The sequence below is a fragment of the Lentzea waywayandensis genome, from assembly GCF_900115955.1.
GTDB lineage: Bacteria > Actinomycetota > Actinomycetes > Mycobacteriales > Pseudonocardiaceae > Lentzea > Lentzea waywayandensis.
In genome coordinates this window covers 152,098-165,585 of sequence record NZ_FOYL01000005.1, presented here as the reverse complement: position 1 = coordinate 165,585, position 13,488 = coordinate 152,098, and the positions used below count along the sequence as shown (strand labels likewise).

Here is a 13,488-nt window from a genome sequence, read left to right as displayed (position 1 = left end):
CGTTCGGGGAGTGTTGCGTTGGACACCTACATCGAGCTCAAGGACGTCCGGGTCACCGGTTACGTCAGCATGGGCCTGATAGCGCTGGTCGCCGCCGAGTCCGTCTGGGGCACGATCAACGACTGGCAGGGCGGATCGTCCTCGTGGAGCTTCCTGGCCATCATGATGGTCATCCCCGCGGGTGTGGCGTTCGTCATCTGGTTCCGCAGCGCCACCCACAACGCCGAGGCGATCGCCCTGCACGGCGTGCGGATGGTGTCGCAGGTGTGGAAGGCGAGCGACCCGGCCCAGCGCGAGGTGCCGTTCGCGCAGCGCGTGGCGAGTCCGCTGATCAGGCCCTGGCAGCTCACGTTCCTCGCGATGGTGCTGGGCGACGTGCTGGAGTCGTTGCTGCTCGACACGCCCCTCTACGTCGTGTTCTCGACGTTGTCGACCTTGTGCGCGATCGGGGCGGCGGGGCTCGCCTGCTACGTCATCTTCCGGATCTCGATCATGCAGCAGCGGTTCGCGGTACCTCAGCGCAGGCGTGGCTAAGCCCCTGGGGCATGCGGTAGACTGCTTCATTGGTTGCGGTTTTGTGTTCGTGTCTTTTCACGCTCGCCGAACTTCAGTTGCGAGCGCTTCTCCTTCTTCGCGGATGGGGCGGTCGGCTCTCGACCAACCACGGGGCAGTCGCAAAGTGCGGCTTGCTCTTCAGCATTGAAGGAGCAGTACATGGCAAACGGCACCGTCAAGTGGTTCAACGCCGAAAAGGGCTTCGGCTTCATCGCCCCCGAGGACGGCGGCGCTGACGTCTTCGTCCACTACTCGGCCCTCAACGGCGGCGGCTACCGCAGCCTCGAGGAGAACCAGAAGGTCTCGTTCGACGTCACGCAGGGCCAGAAGGGCCCGCAGGCGACGAACGTCACCGCTCTCTGACGTTGTTTCACACCGCAGGGCCCCCGGGACTTCCCGGGGGCCCTGCGTGTGTTCGGGGGCTTGCGGGTTCCCCTAGCCTGGCTTGATGCCGTTGCTCGGACCAGCTGATCCGCTGCCGCACGTGCCCCGGCGCATCCTCGTCGCCGGCAACGCGGGATCCGGCAAGTCGACGCTCTGCCTGCGCATCGCCCGTCAGCACGACCTGCGGCGCGTGGAGCTGGACAGTCTCTACTGGGGTCCACAGTGGACGCCGCGGCCGGAGTTCCTGGACGAGGTCGCCGCGTTCGCACGAGAAGACCACTGGGTCACCGAGTACCAGTACAAGGCGGCGCGGCCCGCGTTGCTCGCGCGGGCGGACACGGTGGTGTGGCTCGACCATCTGTTCCCGGTCGTGATGGGCCGGCTGGTGAGTCGCACGATCAGACGTCGCGCGGCAGGGGTGGAGTTGTGGAACGGTAACCGGGAGTCGTCGCTGTTGTCGGCGTTCACCGATCCGGAGCACATCCTGCGGTGGGGCTGGAAGAGCTACGGTCGCAACCGGGCCAGGGTGCTCGCCCTGGTCGACGACATCGTGGTCGTGCGGCTGCGCGGGCAGGGGCAGGTGGAGCGCTGGCTCTCCGGCCCGCTCGCCTCGGTCGGGGAGGAGCGTGCTCGGTGAGAACGGCTCTGGTGCTCGGTGGGACCGGCATGCTGGCCGGCTGCGCGGGACAACTCGTCGCACGCGGATGGCGGGTGGTGCTGCCGTCGCGCACGCAGCCGTTGATGGCCGACGACGGTCCCGGACGGGCGGCGCGGGCGTCGATCTCGCGGGGACATCGGCCGACGTGGGTCAGGGCCGACTGGGAGCACCCCGAGAAGCTTGCCGCGGAGGTCGAGTACGAGCTCGACGGCGACCTGGTGAACCTGCTGGTGGCGTGGGTGCACGACAGCTACCGCATGGGTGTGCTCAACGCCGTGCGGCACCTTCTCGCAGAGGACGCGCCGGTGGTGGAGGTGCACACGTCCGTGCCCGTACCGGAACCTGCGCTTCCGCATCCGACACAGCAGGTGTTGCTCGGTCACTTCGCGCACGACGCGACACTGCGCACGAACCGTGCAGTGCTGGAGGCCGTCGAACGAGGACTGGCGGGACGGGCGCCCTCGCTGCACCACGAGGACGCCCGCTGACGCGCTACCGGACCTCGGTCCTCTGGACCTTCGCCCGGCCGATCTCCGCCTGCACCTTGATGCCGGCCGCCACGTCCACGAGCTGGCGCACGACCACGTCCTCGTTGCGGATGTCCGCGATCTTCTGCTTGGTCTTCGTGACGAACTCGAACGCCGCGACCTCCGCCGCCTCGATCTCGGCGACCTTCTGGAAGTCCTTGGTGAAGTCCAGCACCACGTCCGCGTTGTCGAGGACCACCAGCTGGTAGTCCGACGGCGCGTCGGAGGCGAAGCCCTTCTTGAACTCGCCGGCGACCTTGATGCCGTCGGCTGTCTCCTCGAAGTCGAGGACTCCCGCGACCGGGGTGAACAGCGCTTCCTGGAAGTCGGCGGTGGCCTTCACGGGGTCCGGCGCTGCCAGCGCGGGGGACGCCGTGAGGGCGATGGTCGCGAGCAGGACGGTGGCGATGCTCAGCAGTTTCGGCATGTCTTCGTTCGTACCTGCGGGCCTGGGGGCCTGCTCGGTCAAACGCATCGCTCGATCGGGCGTTGACGTTGTACGCTCCGCGCCGACGTCGGGGGACGTACTTGCTCTGGGGGAACAATCAGATGAACAACGACGTGCTCAGACCTGTGCACGGGGTCGGGCTGGCGGCGACCGTCCTGATCGGAATCTCGGCGGGGATCAACGTGCTCGAGGCGGTGTTCGTCTGGCTCACGGTCGACGCCGATCAGTACACGACGCTGGGCACCACGGTGGCGTTCATGCTCTCGTGGATCTCCCTCGTGGCGTTCGTCGTCACGGCGGCCACCTTCATGGTGTGGATGTACCACGCTCGGCTCAACTCCGACGCGATCACGTCCAGGCACCAGCACCGCTTCACGAGGACGTGGGTGATCCTCGGCTGGTTCATCCCGATCGCGAACCTCGTCATCCCGCACTCGGTGGTGCAGGACGTCTGGCGGGGATCGGACAGGGCGCTGCGCATGGTCGCGCTCGAGCAGCGTCCCAAGAGCAGCCTGATCACCGCGTGGTGGATCTGCTTCCTGCTCTCGAACATCGCCCTGACCCTGCCGCAGTCGCTCTCGTACGAGCTCGCGACGTTCGCGACGGTCTCCGCGCTGCTGTCCGTCGCGGCCGCCGTGCTCGCCGCACGGGTGATCCGTCAGATCAACGACCTTCAGGTCACCGAGCCGAGCGCATCCCCCGCACCAGCAGCATGACCGACTCGCGCACCTCCGCCCGTGACCGCTCCGGCTGGAACACCTGCCAGTCCAGCGCGATCACGAGCAGCGTGCCGAACAACGCCGCCGACGCGGTGCCGACCTCGACCCCATCGGGCAGGCGGCCCGCGTCGGACAGGCGCTTCATCTGACCGCGCACGATCGACACGATGTCGTCGCGCAGCAACGAGAGAGTGCCGTGCCATTGGCCCGGTGTGCGCCACAGCTCCGAGACGAGCAGCTGGCCGAACGCCGGGTACTCGGCCCAGAAGCCGAGCATCTCGTCGACCAGCGCCTCCAGCGAGTCCTCGGACCCCTCCGCGGACCGCAGCCGGCCCGCGAGGATCTCCACGCCGTGGTGCAGCAGCGCTTCGACGAGGGCGTCCTTCGAGGCGAAGTTGTAGTAGATCGTGCCTTTGGCGACACCCGCCTCCGCGGCTATCTCGTCGACCGTCACCGAGGCCGCGCCCCGTTCGCCGACCAGCTTCAACGCCGCGTCGAAGAGCTTCTGCTTGGTCGCTGTCGTTCGCGCGCTCACAGCACGAGCTCCGGCTTCAGCTTGGACGCTGTCCACACCCGCTGCTTGTAGGCCGCCACGGACGACAAGGCTAGGGCTCCGAGCAGCCAGGCGAGAAGGATCAGCGCGTCCTTTCCGACGCTTCCCAGGTCACCGCCGTACATCAGGTGGCGCAGACCGTCGACCGCGTAGCCCATCGGCAGGCCGTAGTGCAGCGGGTACAGCGGCACCGGGATCGTCTGCCACGGGAACGTGCCACCCGCGCTGACCAGCTGAAGGATCAGCAGGATCAGACCCAGGAACTTGCCCACCGCGCCGAACGCGGCGTTCAGCGCGTGCAGGATCGCCACGAACGTCAGCGACATCAGCGCGAGGAACCCGAACGTGCCGACGGGGTTCGACGGCTCGATGTCGACCACGAACCGTACGACCGTGAACATCACCAGCACCTGCACGATGCCGAGCAACGCGCCTGGCAGCCAGCCGCCCACCGCGACACGTAGCGCTGACTGACCGGCGGCGAGCGCACGGCGGGAGAGCGGGCGCAGCAGCAGGAACAGCACGAACGCGCCGATCCACGTCGCCAGGCCCAGGAAGAACGGGGCCAGGCCGGCGCCGTACGTGGCGGCCTTCGTCTGGGACAGGCCGCGCACCGCCACCGGGTCGCCGATCGCCTGCGCGATCGCGGCGCGCGTCGGGTCGTCCTGGTCCGGGATCTTGTTGATGCCTCCGGACAGGCCGTCGCTCAGCTCCGCCGCACCGGTCGCGAGTGTCGTGGCGCCGTCCTTGAGCTGCGGGGTGCCGGTGGCCGCCTTCTGCAGGCCGTCCCGGAGCTGGGCGTTGCCGTCGGCGAGCTTCGTCGCGCCGTCGTCCAGCTTGGCGACGCCGGCGACCAGGCCGGGCATCTTGGACGAGAGCTGCTCGGCGCCGTCGGCCACCTGGTCCGCGCCCGTCGCGAGCTTGCGGAGATCACCCGCGGCGCCCTGGACCTTGCCGTTGGCGTCGTCGACCGGCTTGCGGACCTGGCCGATCGTGCCCAGCACGTTCTGCACCTGTTCCTCGGTGAAACCCAAGGCGCGCAGGCGGTTCGCGATGTCGCCGTTGGCCTGGTCGAGCACGCCGACGAGTGCCTGGGCCTTCTTCGCGTACTCCTCGGCCTCAGCCGCGGCGGTCTCGTTGCCGGTGGCGACCTGGCGGGCGCCGTCCGCGATCTTCTTCGCGCCGTCGGGCAGTGGTGCGGTCTGCGAGCGGAGTTCGTGCGTGCCGTCCCGGAGCTGCGCGGCGCCGTTGGCCGCCGTCACCGCACCCGTGGAGAGCTGCTGGACGCCGCTGTCGAGCTCGCCGACCTTGTCGCGCAACGTCGCGCTGCCGTCCGCGATCTTCTTCGCGCCGTCGGCGGCCTTGGTGGTCTCCTGGCGGATCGTGGAGAAGCCGAGCAGCAGCTTGTCCGCGGCCTCGGTGGAGACCTTCGCCGTGACGGCCCTGCGCACCTCGGAGACGACCTGGTTCGCGATCGTGCTGCCCAGGTAGTTGTTGGCGTCGTTGGTCGTCAGGGTCAGCACGCCCTGGCGCGGCTTGTTCTGCTCAGCGGACGTGAGCGCCTCGGAGAAGTCCTCCGGCAGCGTCAGGGCGAAGATGTACTTGCCCTTGCGCACGCCCTCGTCGGCGTCGTCCACGACCTGCCAGTTGAACTTCTTGCCGTTCAGCAGCTCGTCCGCGACGTCCTTGCCGGCGTTGAGGTCCTTGGCGCCCTTGTCCTTGACGACCAGCGCGGCGGGGACGTGGTTGAGGTTCGCGTACGGATCCTTGTTGGCGTACAGGTACAGCGACGCGTACAGCAGCGGCACGAGAGCCAGCGCCAGGACCGCGAGCTTGGGGAGCTTGCCGGAGGTGATCCGGCGGAGTTCGTTGAATGCCATGCGAAGGGCGCTCATGCGGTGATCTCCATCTTGGAGTCGTTGTCCTCACCAAGGCGCGCGTGCGGGAGGTCGAGGATGTTGGCGGAGGAGTTCGAGCACAGGACGACGACGGACCGTTCGGGGGTCACGTGGTCGTGGGCCAGTGCGAACCACTCGCGTGGGTCTGGGTGGTAGCGGTCCGGGCAGTCGAGGATCAGCGCCGTGACGCCGGGGCGTGCGGCGGCCAGGTCGAGCAGCACCGCGCACCGCGTCCGCGGCGGGACGTACTCGAAGCGCTTGGCCGCGTGCTCATCGGCGGCGTGCTCCACCAACCAGTCGTGCACAGCCTTCTTGCCGGAGGGCATGCCGTTCATCGCGAGCTCCTCGCCGACGACGGCGGACAGGGTGAGTGCGTCTTCCGGCTCGTTCACCTCGGGGGCGTCGATCAGCACGACGCGCTTGCGCAGCGTCTTCGCGTCCGGCGACACCGTGCCGGTGGACGGCTTCATGCGACCGGACAGCAGCAGGCCGAACGCCGTGTGACCGGTGCCGGGCTCGCCCGCGACCAGCGTGAGCTCACCGGGCTTCACGACCAGCGAAGTCGGCCGGAGCAGGGGACCATGGCCCCCGTTGACGCCTGCTCGACTTGCGTGGATCTCCACGGCTTTACCCTCCGTTTAAACTGACCGGTCAGTACAAATTCTCCCGCAGCCCTCGGCGCTCTGCAACTCGGACATAGGTCACCTAAGGGCGGAGGCGGGGCGTACTTCCCAGACGGTCCACAGCGGCCGGTAGCCCTGACGCGGCCAGAACACGCTGCTCAGCGGGTTCGGCGGGTTGTAGTAGAGGTACGTGCCGACCGTGCCCATCCGGTGAAGTTCCTGGTGGGCGTAGGCGAGGAGCTGCTGGCCGATGCCGGCGCCGCGGGCACCCGGCAGCACGGAGACGCAGTTCACATAGCCCCAGCGGCCGCGGGGGAGCCTCGCCGCCGCCATCGTGCCGGGTTCGGAGGACACGACCGCGCACTCCGCGAGCGCCACCGCGATGCCGTCGCGTTCGGCGAGCCAGATGGGACTCGCGTTCTTGAGCCGCTCGACCAGCGCGCGCCGCTTCACCGCCGCAGCCTCCGGGCGCACGATCGTCGAGCCCACATAAGAGGAGTACTCCAGCTCCGCGAGCGACAGCTCCAGCACGGTCTCCAGGTCGTGCGGGGTGGCACGGCGGATCGTGAGCGTGCGGGAGACGTGCTGGGCCGGAGTCTTCAGGCGTACGGCGAGCACGGACAGCGGTACGAGGCCGTGGTCCAGGAACGCCCGTGCGGCCTTGCTGTCGCGGCTCGGCCAGTGCACGACGCACGCCGTGTCGTCGCCGATCTCCTGCGTGTCGAGGTGCCGGCGGAAGCGGGTGAGCAGCGCGTCCATGCCCTGCGCCTCCCCGACCAGCGGGAGCATCTCCCAGACCTCGGCCGTCGACCACAGCCGCGTGGTCGAGTGCGGTTCGAAGCTCTGGTGGCTGATGACCCCGGCCACGCGCGTGCCGTCCGCCAGTGCCGCCGTGATGACGTGGCCGTCCATCGGCGGTTCGGTGGCGGGCGGGAGCAACGGGTCCAGCGACGCGAAACGTGCCGACTGGGCCGCCACCAGTCCGCGTGCCGAGGTCATGGCCAGTGAGATTACGACGTCAGGCGGGTCCGGAAGATCGCGGTGCCGGGGAACAGCTTGCCGCGCAGCGGGCTCCACTGGCCCCAGTTGCGGGTGTGGCCCTTCGGCCACTCGGGTTCGACCAGGTCCTCGACCACGAAACCGGTGTTCGTGAGCGCCCGGACGTAGTCGCCGAGCGTGCGGTGGTGCTCCACGTAGGTGGCCTTGCCCTCGTCGTCCACCTCTACATAGGGGGTGCGGTCGAAGTACGACTGCGTGACCGTGAGGCCGAGCGGACCGGGGTCGTCGGGGAAGATCCACCGCATCGGGTGGTTGACCGAGAACACCCAGGGCGCGCCGGGCCTGAGCACGCGGGCGAGTTCGCGAAAAACTTCTTCGACGTCCGCGACGAACGGCACTGCGCCGAACGCGCTGCAGGCGGCGTCGAAGGAGTCGCTCCGGAACGGCAGCTGATCGGCGCTCGCCTGGACGAGCGGGACGTCGATCCCGGTCGCGGCGTTGTTCACGCGGGCGTGCCGGAGCATGCCCTCGGAGATGTCGAAGGCGGTGACGTCCGCCTTGTTCTCCTTGAGCCAGCGCGCGCACGGGGCACTGCCGCAGCCGACCTCCAGAACCCGCTGACCAGCGATTTCACCCAGGAACCTGACGTCTTCCTCGCGCACGCCCTCCGGGCACCAGACGAAGTCCGCCGCGCCCAGGAAGTCGCCGTGCGTCTCGTGGTAGTCGTCGGCGTCCGCGTCCCACCAGATTCGGTTCGCCACGCGCGACTCGGCGGCGTCCGCCCCGCGCTTGACGATGCCGGTGGTGCCGAGCGCTTGTTCCGCGCTCGCGTGCTGGTTGGACACACTGCTCCTTCACATGGGGGCTGGTTTGCTTGCGCGTCTCGCGGCCGCGTACGATATCGCGTGCGTAGTGGGTTAGTGCTGCCCATGATCCAGAACCGCGGGATTCCAGGTCGCTGTGTCGCTGCGCGCGCACCACTACCAGCCAATCAATGCCAATCCGTACCGGAGCCACCTACCTAATGTCCACCGACACCACCACCGCCCCCGTTGCCGCTGCTCCCAAGCAGGTCGCGATCAACGACATCGGGACGGAGGAGGACTTCCTCGCAGCTATCGACAAGACGATCAAGTACTTCAACGATGGCGACATCGTTGAGGGCACGATCGTCAAGGTCGACCGGGACGAGGTCCTGCTCGACATCGGCTACAAGACCGAGGGCGTCATCCCCTCGCGCGAACTGTCGATCAAGCACGACGTCGACCCCAACGAGGTCGTCAAGGTCGGTGACGAGGTCGAGGCGCTTGTTCTCCAGAAGGAGGACAAGGAAGGCCGTCTGATCCTCTCCAAGAAGCGTGCTCAGTACGAGCGCGCGTGGGGCACCATCGAGGCCCTCAAGGAGAAGGACGAGCCCGTCAAGGGCACGGTCATCGAGGTCGTCAAGGGTGGTCTCATCCTCGACATCGGCCTCCGCGGCTTCCTCCCCGCCTCGCTCGTCGAGATGCGTCGCGTCCGCGACCTCCAGCCGTACGTCGGCCGTGAGCTCGAGGCGAAGATCATCGAGCTGGACAAGAACCGCAACAACGTGGTCCTGTCCCGCCGCGCGTGGCTCGAGCAGACCCAGTCCGAGGTCCGCAGCGAGTTCCTCAACCAGCTGCAGAAGGGCCAGGTCCGCAAGGGCGTCGTGTCCTCGATCGTCAACTTCGGTGCCTTCGTGGACCTGGGTGGCGTCGACGGTCTCGTCCACGTCTCGGAGCTGTCCTGGAAGCACATCGACCACCCGTCCGAGGTTGTCGAGGTCGGCCAGGAAGTCACCGTCGAGGTCCTCGACGTCGACATGGAGCGCGAGCGCGTGTCGCTGTCGCTCAAGGCGACGCAGGAAGACCCGTGGCGCCAGTTCGCCCGCACCCACGCGATCGGCCAGATCGTGCCGGGCAAGGTCACCAAGCTGGTTCCGTTCGGTGCGTTCGTCCGCGTGGACGAGGGCATCGAGGGCCTGGTCCACATCTCCGAGCTGGCCGAGCGCCACGTGGAGATCCCGGAGCAGGTCGTCCAGGTCGGCGACGACGTCATGGTCAAGGTCATCGACATCGACCTCGACCGCCGTCGCATCTCGCTGTCGCTCAAGCAGGCCAACGAGGGCTTCACGGTCGACACCGAGTTCGACCCGACCCAGTACGGCATGGCCGCCGAGTACGACGACCAGGGCAACTACATCTACCCCGAGGGCTTCGACCCGGAGACCCAGGAGTGGCAGGACGGCTTCGACAAGCAGCGTGAGGAGTGGGAGCGTCAGTACGCTGAGGCCCACACTCGTTACGAGGCCCACATGAAGCAGATCCGCAAGGCCGCCGAGGCCGAGGAAGAGGCTTCGGCCGAGGGTGCGGGCAACTACACCTCCGGTGGCGACGCTCCTTCCGCGTCCGTTGGTGCGCCGGCTCAGTCCGGTGGCACGCTCGCCTCGGACGAGCAGCTTGCTGCTCTCCGCGAGAAGCTGTCGGGCGGCATGTGAGTCGGGGGATCCCCTGGCTTTGCGCTAGCTGACTGACTCAGGCCCCTGCACCCTTCGGGTGTGGGGGCCTTTGTCGTTTGGGGTTCGCGGTCTTGTCGGGTTGTTGGCTTGCGGGACGAGGCCTTGTCGGGTGGTTGGCTTGCGGGCGGCGACCTTGCGGGCCGTGACCTTGCGGGCTGCGGCCTTGTCGGGTTGTTGGCTTGCGGGTGGCGACTTTGCGGGCCGTGACCTTGCGGGCCGCGGCCTTGCGGGCCGCGGCCTTGCGGGCCGCGGCCTTGCGGGTGGTCACCTTGCGGGCGGCCGGCTTGCGGTTGCGTGCTTTCCCTGGGGGCTCTGCCCCCAGACCCCCGGCAATCTGATCGGGGGGTGGCGCCGCCTGCGGGTTGATGGCACGCCTGTTGATTTGGGCGGCCGCCGGTTGCTTAGAGAGTTGCGTTGGCGGTGGGGTCCCGTCACGAGCCGCACCAAGAGCGGGCCACATCTGGAAGGGGAGGTCAAGTCGACGAAAAGCGTGTCGACTTGACCTCCCCTTCCAGATGCAGCAAGAGCTATGGCGCGACTCGTGACGGGACCCCACCGCCCTGACCGCGCGGTAGGACGGCTCGCCTTCGGCTTCGCGGGGAGTTGGCGGTGTGCTGGCTGGCTTGCCGTTCACTCTGTGGTGGAGGCCCAACCTCGTTGTGTAGGTTGGCAAACCTATGCGTGGGAACAAGTTCGTCGTGGCACTGGGTGCGGGTTTGCTGGTGGTCTGTGCTGCCTGCTCGACTGCCGTGCCGCAGACTCAGGCGCCGCCGCCGCAGATTCCGAAGATCACCCCGCCCACCACGCCGTCTCGGGTGCCGGTGATGGTGGATCGGCCTTTGCCGGACGACTGCGAGCTCGTGGTGCCTGTTGAGGTCATGAACGCGACGCTCGGGCAGGAGCTTCCTGGGGAGCCGCGGATCATCATCGGCATCAAGGAACCCGGGATCGGGCGGACTGGGAAGATCGATTGCTACTACGGGATTCCCGAGAAGAAGAACCTGCCTGACGCCAAGATCGTCATCGGGTTGTCGACGTACACCGACGATCTGACGGCTCGTACTCGTGTCGGTGAGAGTGTTGAGGCTGAGCGGGGCGAGGGGGCGAAGATCACCGAGGTCGACGTCGGCAAGCAGAAGGGGACGTTGGTCGAGGGCAAGGACGAGCAGCTGTTGATCGGGTCGCTCGGCAAGTCGACGTTCGTGGTGCGCAACCGGAACAACTTCATCCCCAAGGAGAAGCTCGTCGCGGTCCTGCCGGTCCTGGCCGTGCAGTCGATGACGCCGCCCGTCTAACCTGACCGGCATGCTGAGGGTGGGGTTGACCGGGGGAATCGGGTCCGGCAAGTCGACGATCGCGCGGTTGCTCGTGGAGCGCGGTGCTGTGGTCATCGACGCGGACAAGCTTGCGCGTGAGGTGCTTGAGCCTGGGACTGACGGGCTCAAGGAGGTCGTTCGGGCGTTCGGTGAGGACGTGCTCAACGCTGACGGGACGCTCAACCGGGCTGCGTTGGCGGCCAAGGCGTTTGCGAGTGAGGAGGCTCGGCAGACGCTCAACGGGATCACGCATCCCCGGATCGGGGCGCTCACCGGGCAGCGGATGAGTGAGGCGGCCGAGGACGCCATCGTCGTGCACGACATCCCGTTGCTGGTGGAGCGGGACATGGCGGCCGTGTACCACCTGGTGATCGTCGTGTACGCGGACTCGGCGACGCGGCTGGAGCGGCTGGTCGGTAGTCGTGGCATGGATCGGCGGGACGCGGAGAACCGGATCGCTGCGCAGGCCACCGATGAGCAGCGGCGGGCCGTTGCGGACGTGTGGCTGGACAACAGCGGTGAGGTTCCGGACGTCACGGCGTTGTGGGACCGGTTGGTGGGCTTCGAGAAGAACGTGCGCACGGGCTCGTACGCGTCCGGGTCGCCGATCGTGGTGCCTTATGACGAGCGGTGGCCCGCGCAGGCGCGGCGGATCGCTCGCCGGATCAGCATGGCGGCCGGTGGGCGGCACGTCGAGCACATCGGGTCGACTGCGGTGCCTGGGCTTGCGGCGAAGGACGTGCTCGACTTCCAGCTTGCCGTCGAGGACATGGAGACGGCCGACTCGCTGCGGGAAACGTTGGCGCAGGCCGGGTTCCCGTACCTCGGGCCGTACGAGGACACGCCGCGGGGCGAGGGTGACTGGAGCAAGCGGTTGCACGCCGGGGCTGACCCCGGGCGGCGCGTGAACCTGCACCTGCGCGTCGAAGGTACGGCGAACTGGCGGTGGGCGATCGACTTCCGCGACTGGCTGCGGCACGACGCCGCGGCTCGTGAGGAGTACGCCAACCTGAAGTTGGAGCTGTCCCAACGTTTTGCGGCCGATGCCACCGGGTTCGCCTACGGTGAGGCGAAGGACCCCTGGATGGAGACGGCCGTGCAGCGCGTCGAGGCCTACAGGGGCGGCCAGGAGTCGTAGATGCCGTGCCACGTCAGCCACGACGTCAGGTTGTGGTTGACGTTGCTGAGCTCTTCGAGGGTGCGGTGGACCGTGCGCAGCGCCTGGTCGGCGTCGCCCGGTCGCAGCACGCGGCCCGCGACGGCGGCGGCGAACTCCTCGCTGCGCACGATGCGGGCCGTGGTGCCGCCGGGAACGGCCAGGCCCAGCAGCAGGTCGGTGGTCTGCCAGTGGCGGTGGTCGCGCTCGACCCGCACAGCGGACAGCACGCTCGGAGTGCTGCGCGCGTGCCGGGAACGCGGGCGGTAAGTGGTCAGGCGCACGCCCAGTTCGGGCATCAGCCAGGTGACCTCGGAGTCCGAGAACGGGTCTTCCGGAGTGGGATGCTCGATTCGCAGACCCCACCGTTCGACGTTGCACGAACTGAGAGTTCGTGAGCCACCGGACGAATACGCGCGCACGCCCGAAATGGTGTCGACGACATCGACCAACTGAGGTGTAGTGACCGCTCCCACGCCGCCGAGCGTAGTCAAATATGTGCTCGCAGTTACACGCCGGGTCGATTTGTTACGTCACGGTCAGGTGACGAACACGCTCTGTGTACTAGCGCCAGGTCGTGGGACAACCCGAATAGGTGAGCCACCTGACTACATCGTGACCGTGCGCTGAAATACCGGACACCGCCGAGTAGGTGGTTTCCAGCGCCCATTGCGCGCGTTGCGGAGAGAGCAGGTTGTGCTGAACTGCGGAGATCAACTCGTCCGTGTCCAGAACAGTCACGCTGTGACCCGTTCGGACTATCAGGTCGAGGTACAGATCGGTTGTTTTCCAGACGCTGCCGATCGCGTTGATCTCCACGACGTCCACGTAGAAGTCGAAGTCGAGCTGGTGACCCGGATGCCAGGACTGGCGCGTGACGCGGATGTTGAGCTTGGGCAGGAACCAGCTCTCGAAGTGGCTGATCTTCGGATGTCCCGCGAGCGGCCGGAACATGTAGAGGCCGGTCGGCGTGAGACGGAACTCGTCGACGCTGCGCAGCTGCCCCTTGGGATCGGTGTTGCTCTTGGCGTCCAGGTCGAAGTACTCGATCTTCGGCGGATGGATGTGTGCCACGCACGCGATACTGCCATCGTTGGGCCCCGCGGCCACTTAGGA

16 protein-coding genes are annotated in these 13,488 nt (G+C 67.7%); 8 read left to right on the top strand and 8 right to left on the bottom strand.

The genetic code is table 11. The annotated features are described in order from the left end of the window. Positions 1–18: 18 nt before the first annotated feature. The 4 genes from BM417_RS20970 to BM417_RS20955 all read left to right on the top strand — a co-directional run bounded on the left by BM417_RS20970 (position 19) and on the right by BM417_RS20955 (position 2,085). Positions 19–534 carry a hypothetical protein gene (locus BM417_RS20970; RefSeq protein ID WP_093596840.1) on the top strand — a complete coding sequence of 172 codons (516 nt, stop codon included), beginning with the start codon at positions 19–21 and terminating at the stop codon, positions 532–534. 180 nt (positions 535–714) lie between these two features. Beyond that, positions 715–918 carry a cold-shock protein gene (locus BM417_RS20965; protein WP_086665400.1) on the top strand — a complete coding sequence of 68 codons (204 nt, stop codon included), beginning with the start codon at positions 715–717 and terminating at the stop codon, positions 916–918. Positions 919–1,003: 85 nt separating this feature from the next. Beyond that, complete coding sequence (locus tag BM417_RS20960) at positions 1,004–1,576, top strand: P-loop NTPase family protein (RefSeq protein WP_093596837.1); 573 nt, start codon at positions 1,004–1,006, stop codon at positions 1,574–1,576. After that, positions 1,573–2,085, top strand: a complete 513-nt coding sequence (locus BM417_RS20955; protein WP_245822048.1) for a Rossmann-fold NAD(P)-binding domain-containing protein — start codon at positions 1,573–1,575, stop codon at positions 2,083–2,085. Before BM417_RS20960 ends, BM417_RS20955 begins: the two co-directional genes overlap by 4 nt. Before the next feature lie 4 nt (positions 2,086–2,089). On the opposite strand, the gene BM417_RS20950 is transcribed toward BM417_RS20955, so the two are convergent. Further along, positions 2,090–2,551 (bottom strand): hypothetical protein, encoded by a 462-nt coding sequence (locus tag BM417_RS20950; protein ID WP_093596835.1) that lies wholly within the window; start codon positions 2,549–2,551, stop codon positions 2,090–2,092. Positions 2,552–2,673: 122 nt separating this feature from the next. On the opposite strand from BM417_RS20950, the gene BM417_RS20945 reads away from it, so the two are divergent. Beyond that, a complete protein-coding gene (locus tag BM417_RS20945; RefSeq protein ID WP_093596833.1) occupies positions 2,674–3,288 on the top strand; it encodes a DUF4328 domain-containing protein in 615 nt (204 codons plus the stop codon). Here BM417_RS20945 and BM417_RS20940 read toward each other — a convergent pair. From BM417_RS20940 to BM417_RS20920, 5 genes are all read right to left on the bottom strand, one after another. Beyond that, the gene (locus BM417_RS20940) at positions 3,251–3,826 is read right to left on the bottom strand and encodes a TetR/AcrR family transcriptional regulator (RefSeq protein ID WP_093596830.1); all 576 of its coding nucleotides are present in this window, start codon (positions 3,824–3,826) and stop codon (positions 3,251–3,253) included. The genes BM417_RS20945 and BM417_RS20940 overlap by 38 nt on opposite strands. After that, complete coding sequence (locus tag BM417_RS20935) at positions 3,823–5,739, bottom strand: YhgE/Pip domain-containing protein (protein ID WP_093596827.1); 1,917 nt, start codon at positions 5,737–5,739, stop codon at positions 3,823–3,825. The genes BM417_RS20940 and BM417_RS20935 overlap by 4 nt, the downstream gene beginning before the upstream one ends. Continuing rightward, positions 5,736–6,365 (bottom strand): hypothetical protein, encoded by a 630-nt coding sequence (locus BM417_RS20930; protein WP_093596824.1) that lies wholly within the window; start codon positions 6,363–6,365, stop codon positions 5,736–5,738. Before BM417_RS20930 ends, BM417_RS20935 begins: the two co-directional genes overlap by 4 nt. Positions 6,366–6,443: 78 nt before the next feature. After that, positions 6,444–7,364: a GNAT family N-acetyltransferase gene (locus tag BM417_RS20925; protein ID WP_093596822.1), complete on the bottom strand. Its 921-nt coding sequence runs from the start codon at positions 7,362–7,364 to the stop codon at positions 6,444–6,446. A gap of 11 nt (positions 7,365–7,375) precedes the next feature. Beyond that, complete coding sequence (locus BM417_RS20920) at positions 7,376–8,209, bottom strand: class I SAM-dependent methyltransferase (protein WP_093596819.1); 834 nt, start codon at positions 8,207–8,209, stop codon at positions 7,376–7,378. 179 nt (positions 8,210–8,388) lie between these two features. Between BM417_RS20920 and rpsA the strand changes: the two genes are divergently transcribed. The 3 genes from rpsA to coaE all read left to right on the top strand — a co-directional run bounded on the left by rpsA (position 8,389) and on the right by coaE (position 12,354). After that, complete coding sequence (gene rpsA / locus BM417_RS20915) at positions 8,389–9,879, top strand: 30S ribosomal protein S1 (RefSeq protein WP_045315762.1); 1,491 nt, start codon at positions 8,389–8,391, stop codon at positions 9,877–9,879. Positions 9,880–10,577: 698 nt separating this feature from the next. Next, the gene (locus BM417_RS20910; RefSeq protein ID WP_093596816.1) at positions 10,578–11,195 is read left to right on the top strand and encodes a hypothetical protein; all 618 of its coding nucleotides are present in this window, start codon (positions 10,578–10,580) and stop codon (positions 11,193–11,195) included. Positions 11,196–11,205: 10 nt separating this feature from the next. Next, complete coding sequence (gene coaE, locus BM417_RS20905; RefSeq protein WP_093596813.1) at positions 11,206–12,354, top strand: dephospho-CoA kinase; 1,149 nt, start codon at positions 11,206–11,208, stop codon at positions 12,352–12,354. Here the strand turns inward: coaE and BM417_RS20900 are convergent. Together BM417_RS20900 and BM417_RS20895 are read right to left on the bottom strand one after the other, a co-directional pair. Next, entirely contained in the window at positions 12,330–12,848 is a 519-nt protein-coding gene (locus BM417_RS20900; protein ID WP_093596810.1) for a DUF402 domain-containing protein, read from the bottom strand. The genes coaE and BM417_RS20900 overlap by 25 nt on opposite strands. A gap of 88 nt (positions 12,849–12,936) precedes the next feature. Continuing rightward, a complete protein-coding gene (locus BM417_RS20895) occupies positions 12,937–13,446 on the bottom strand; it encodes a DUF402 domain-containing protein (protein ID WP_093596808.1) in 510 nt (169 codons plus the stop codon). Between the last annotated feature and the right edge of the window lie 42 nt (positions 13,447–13,488).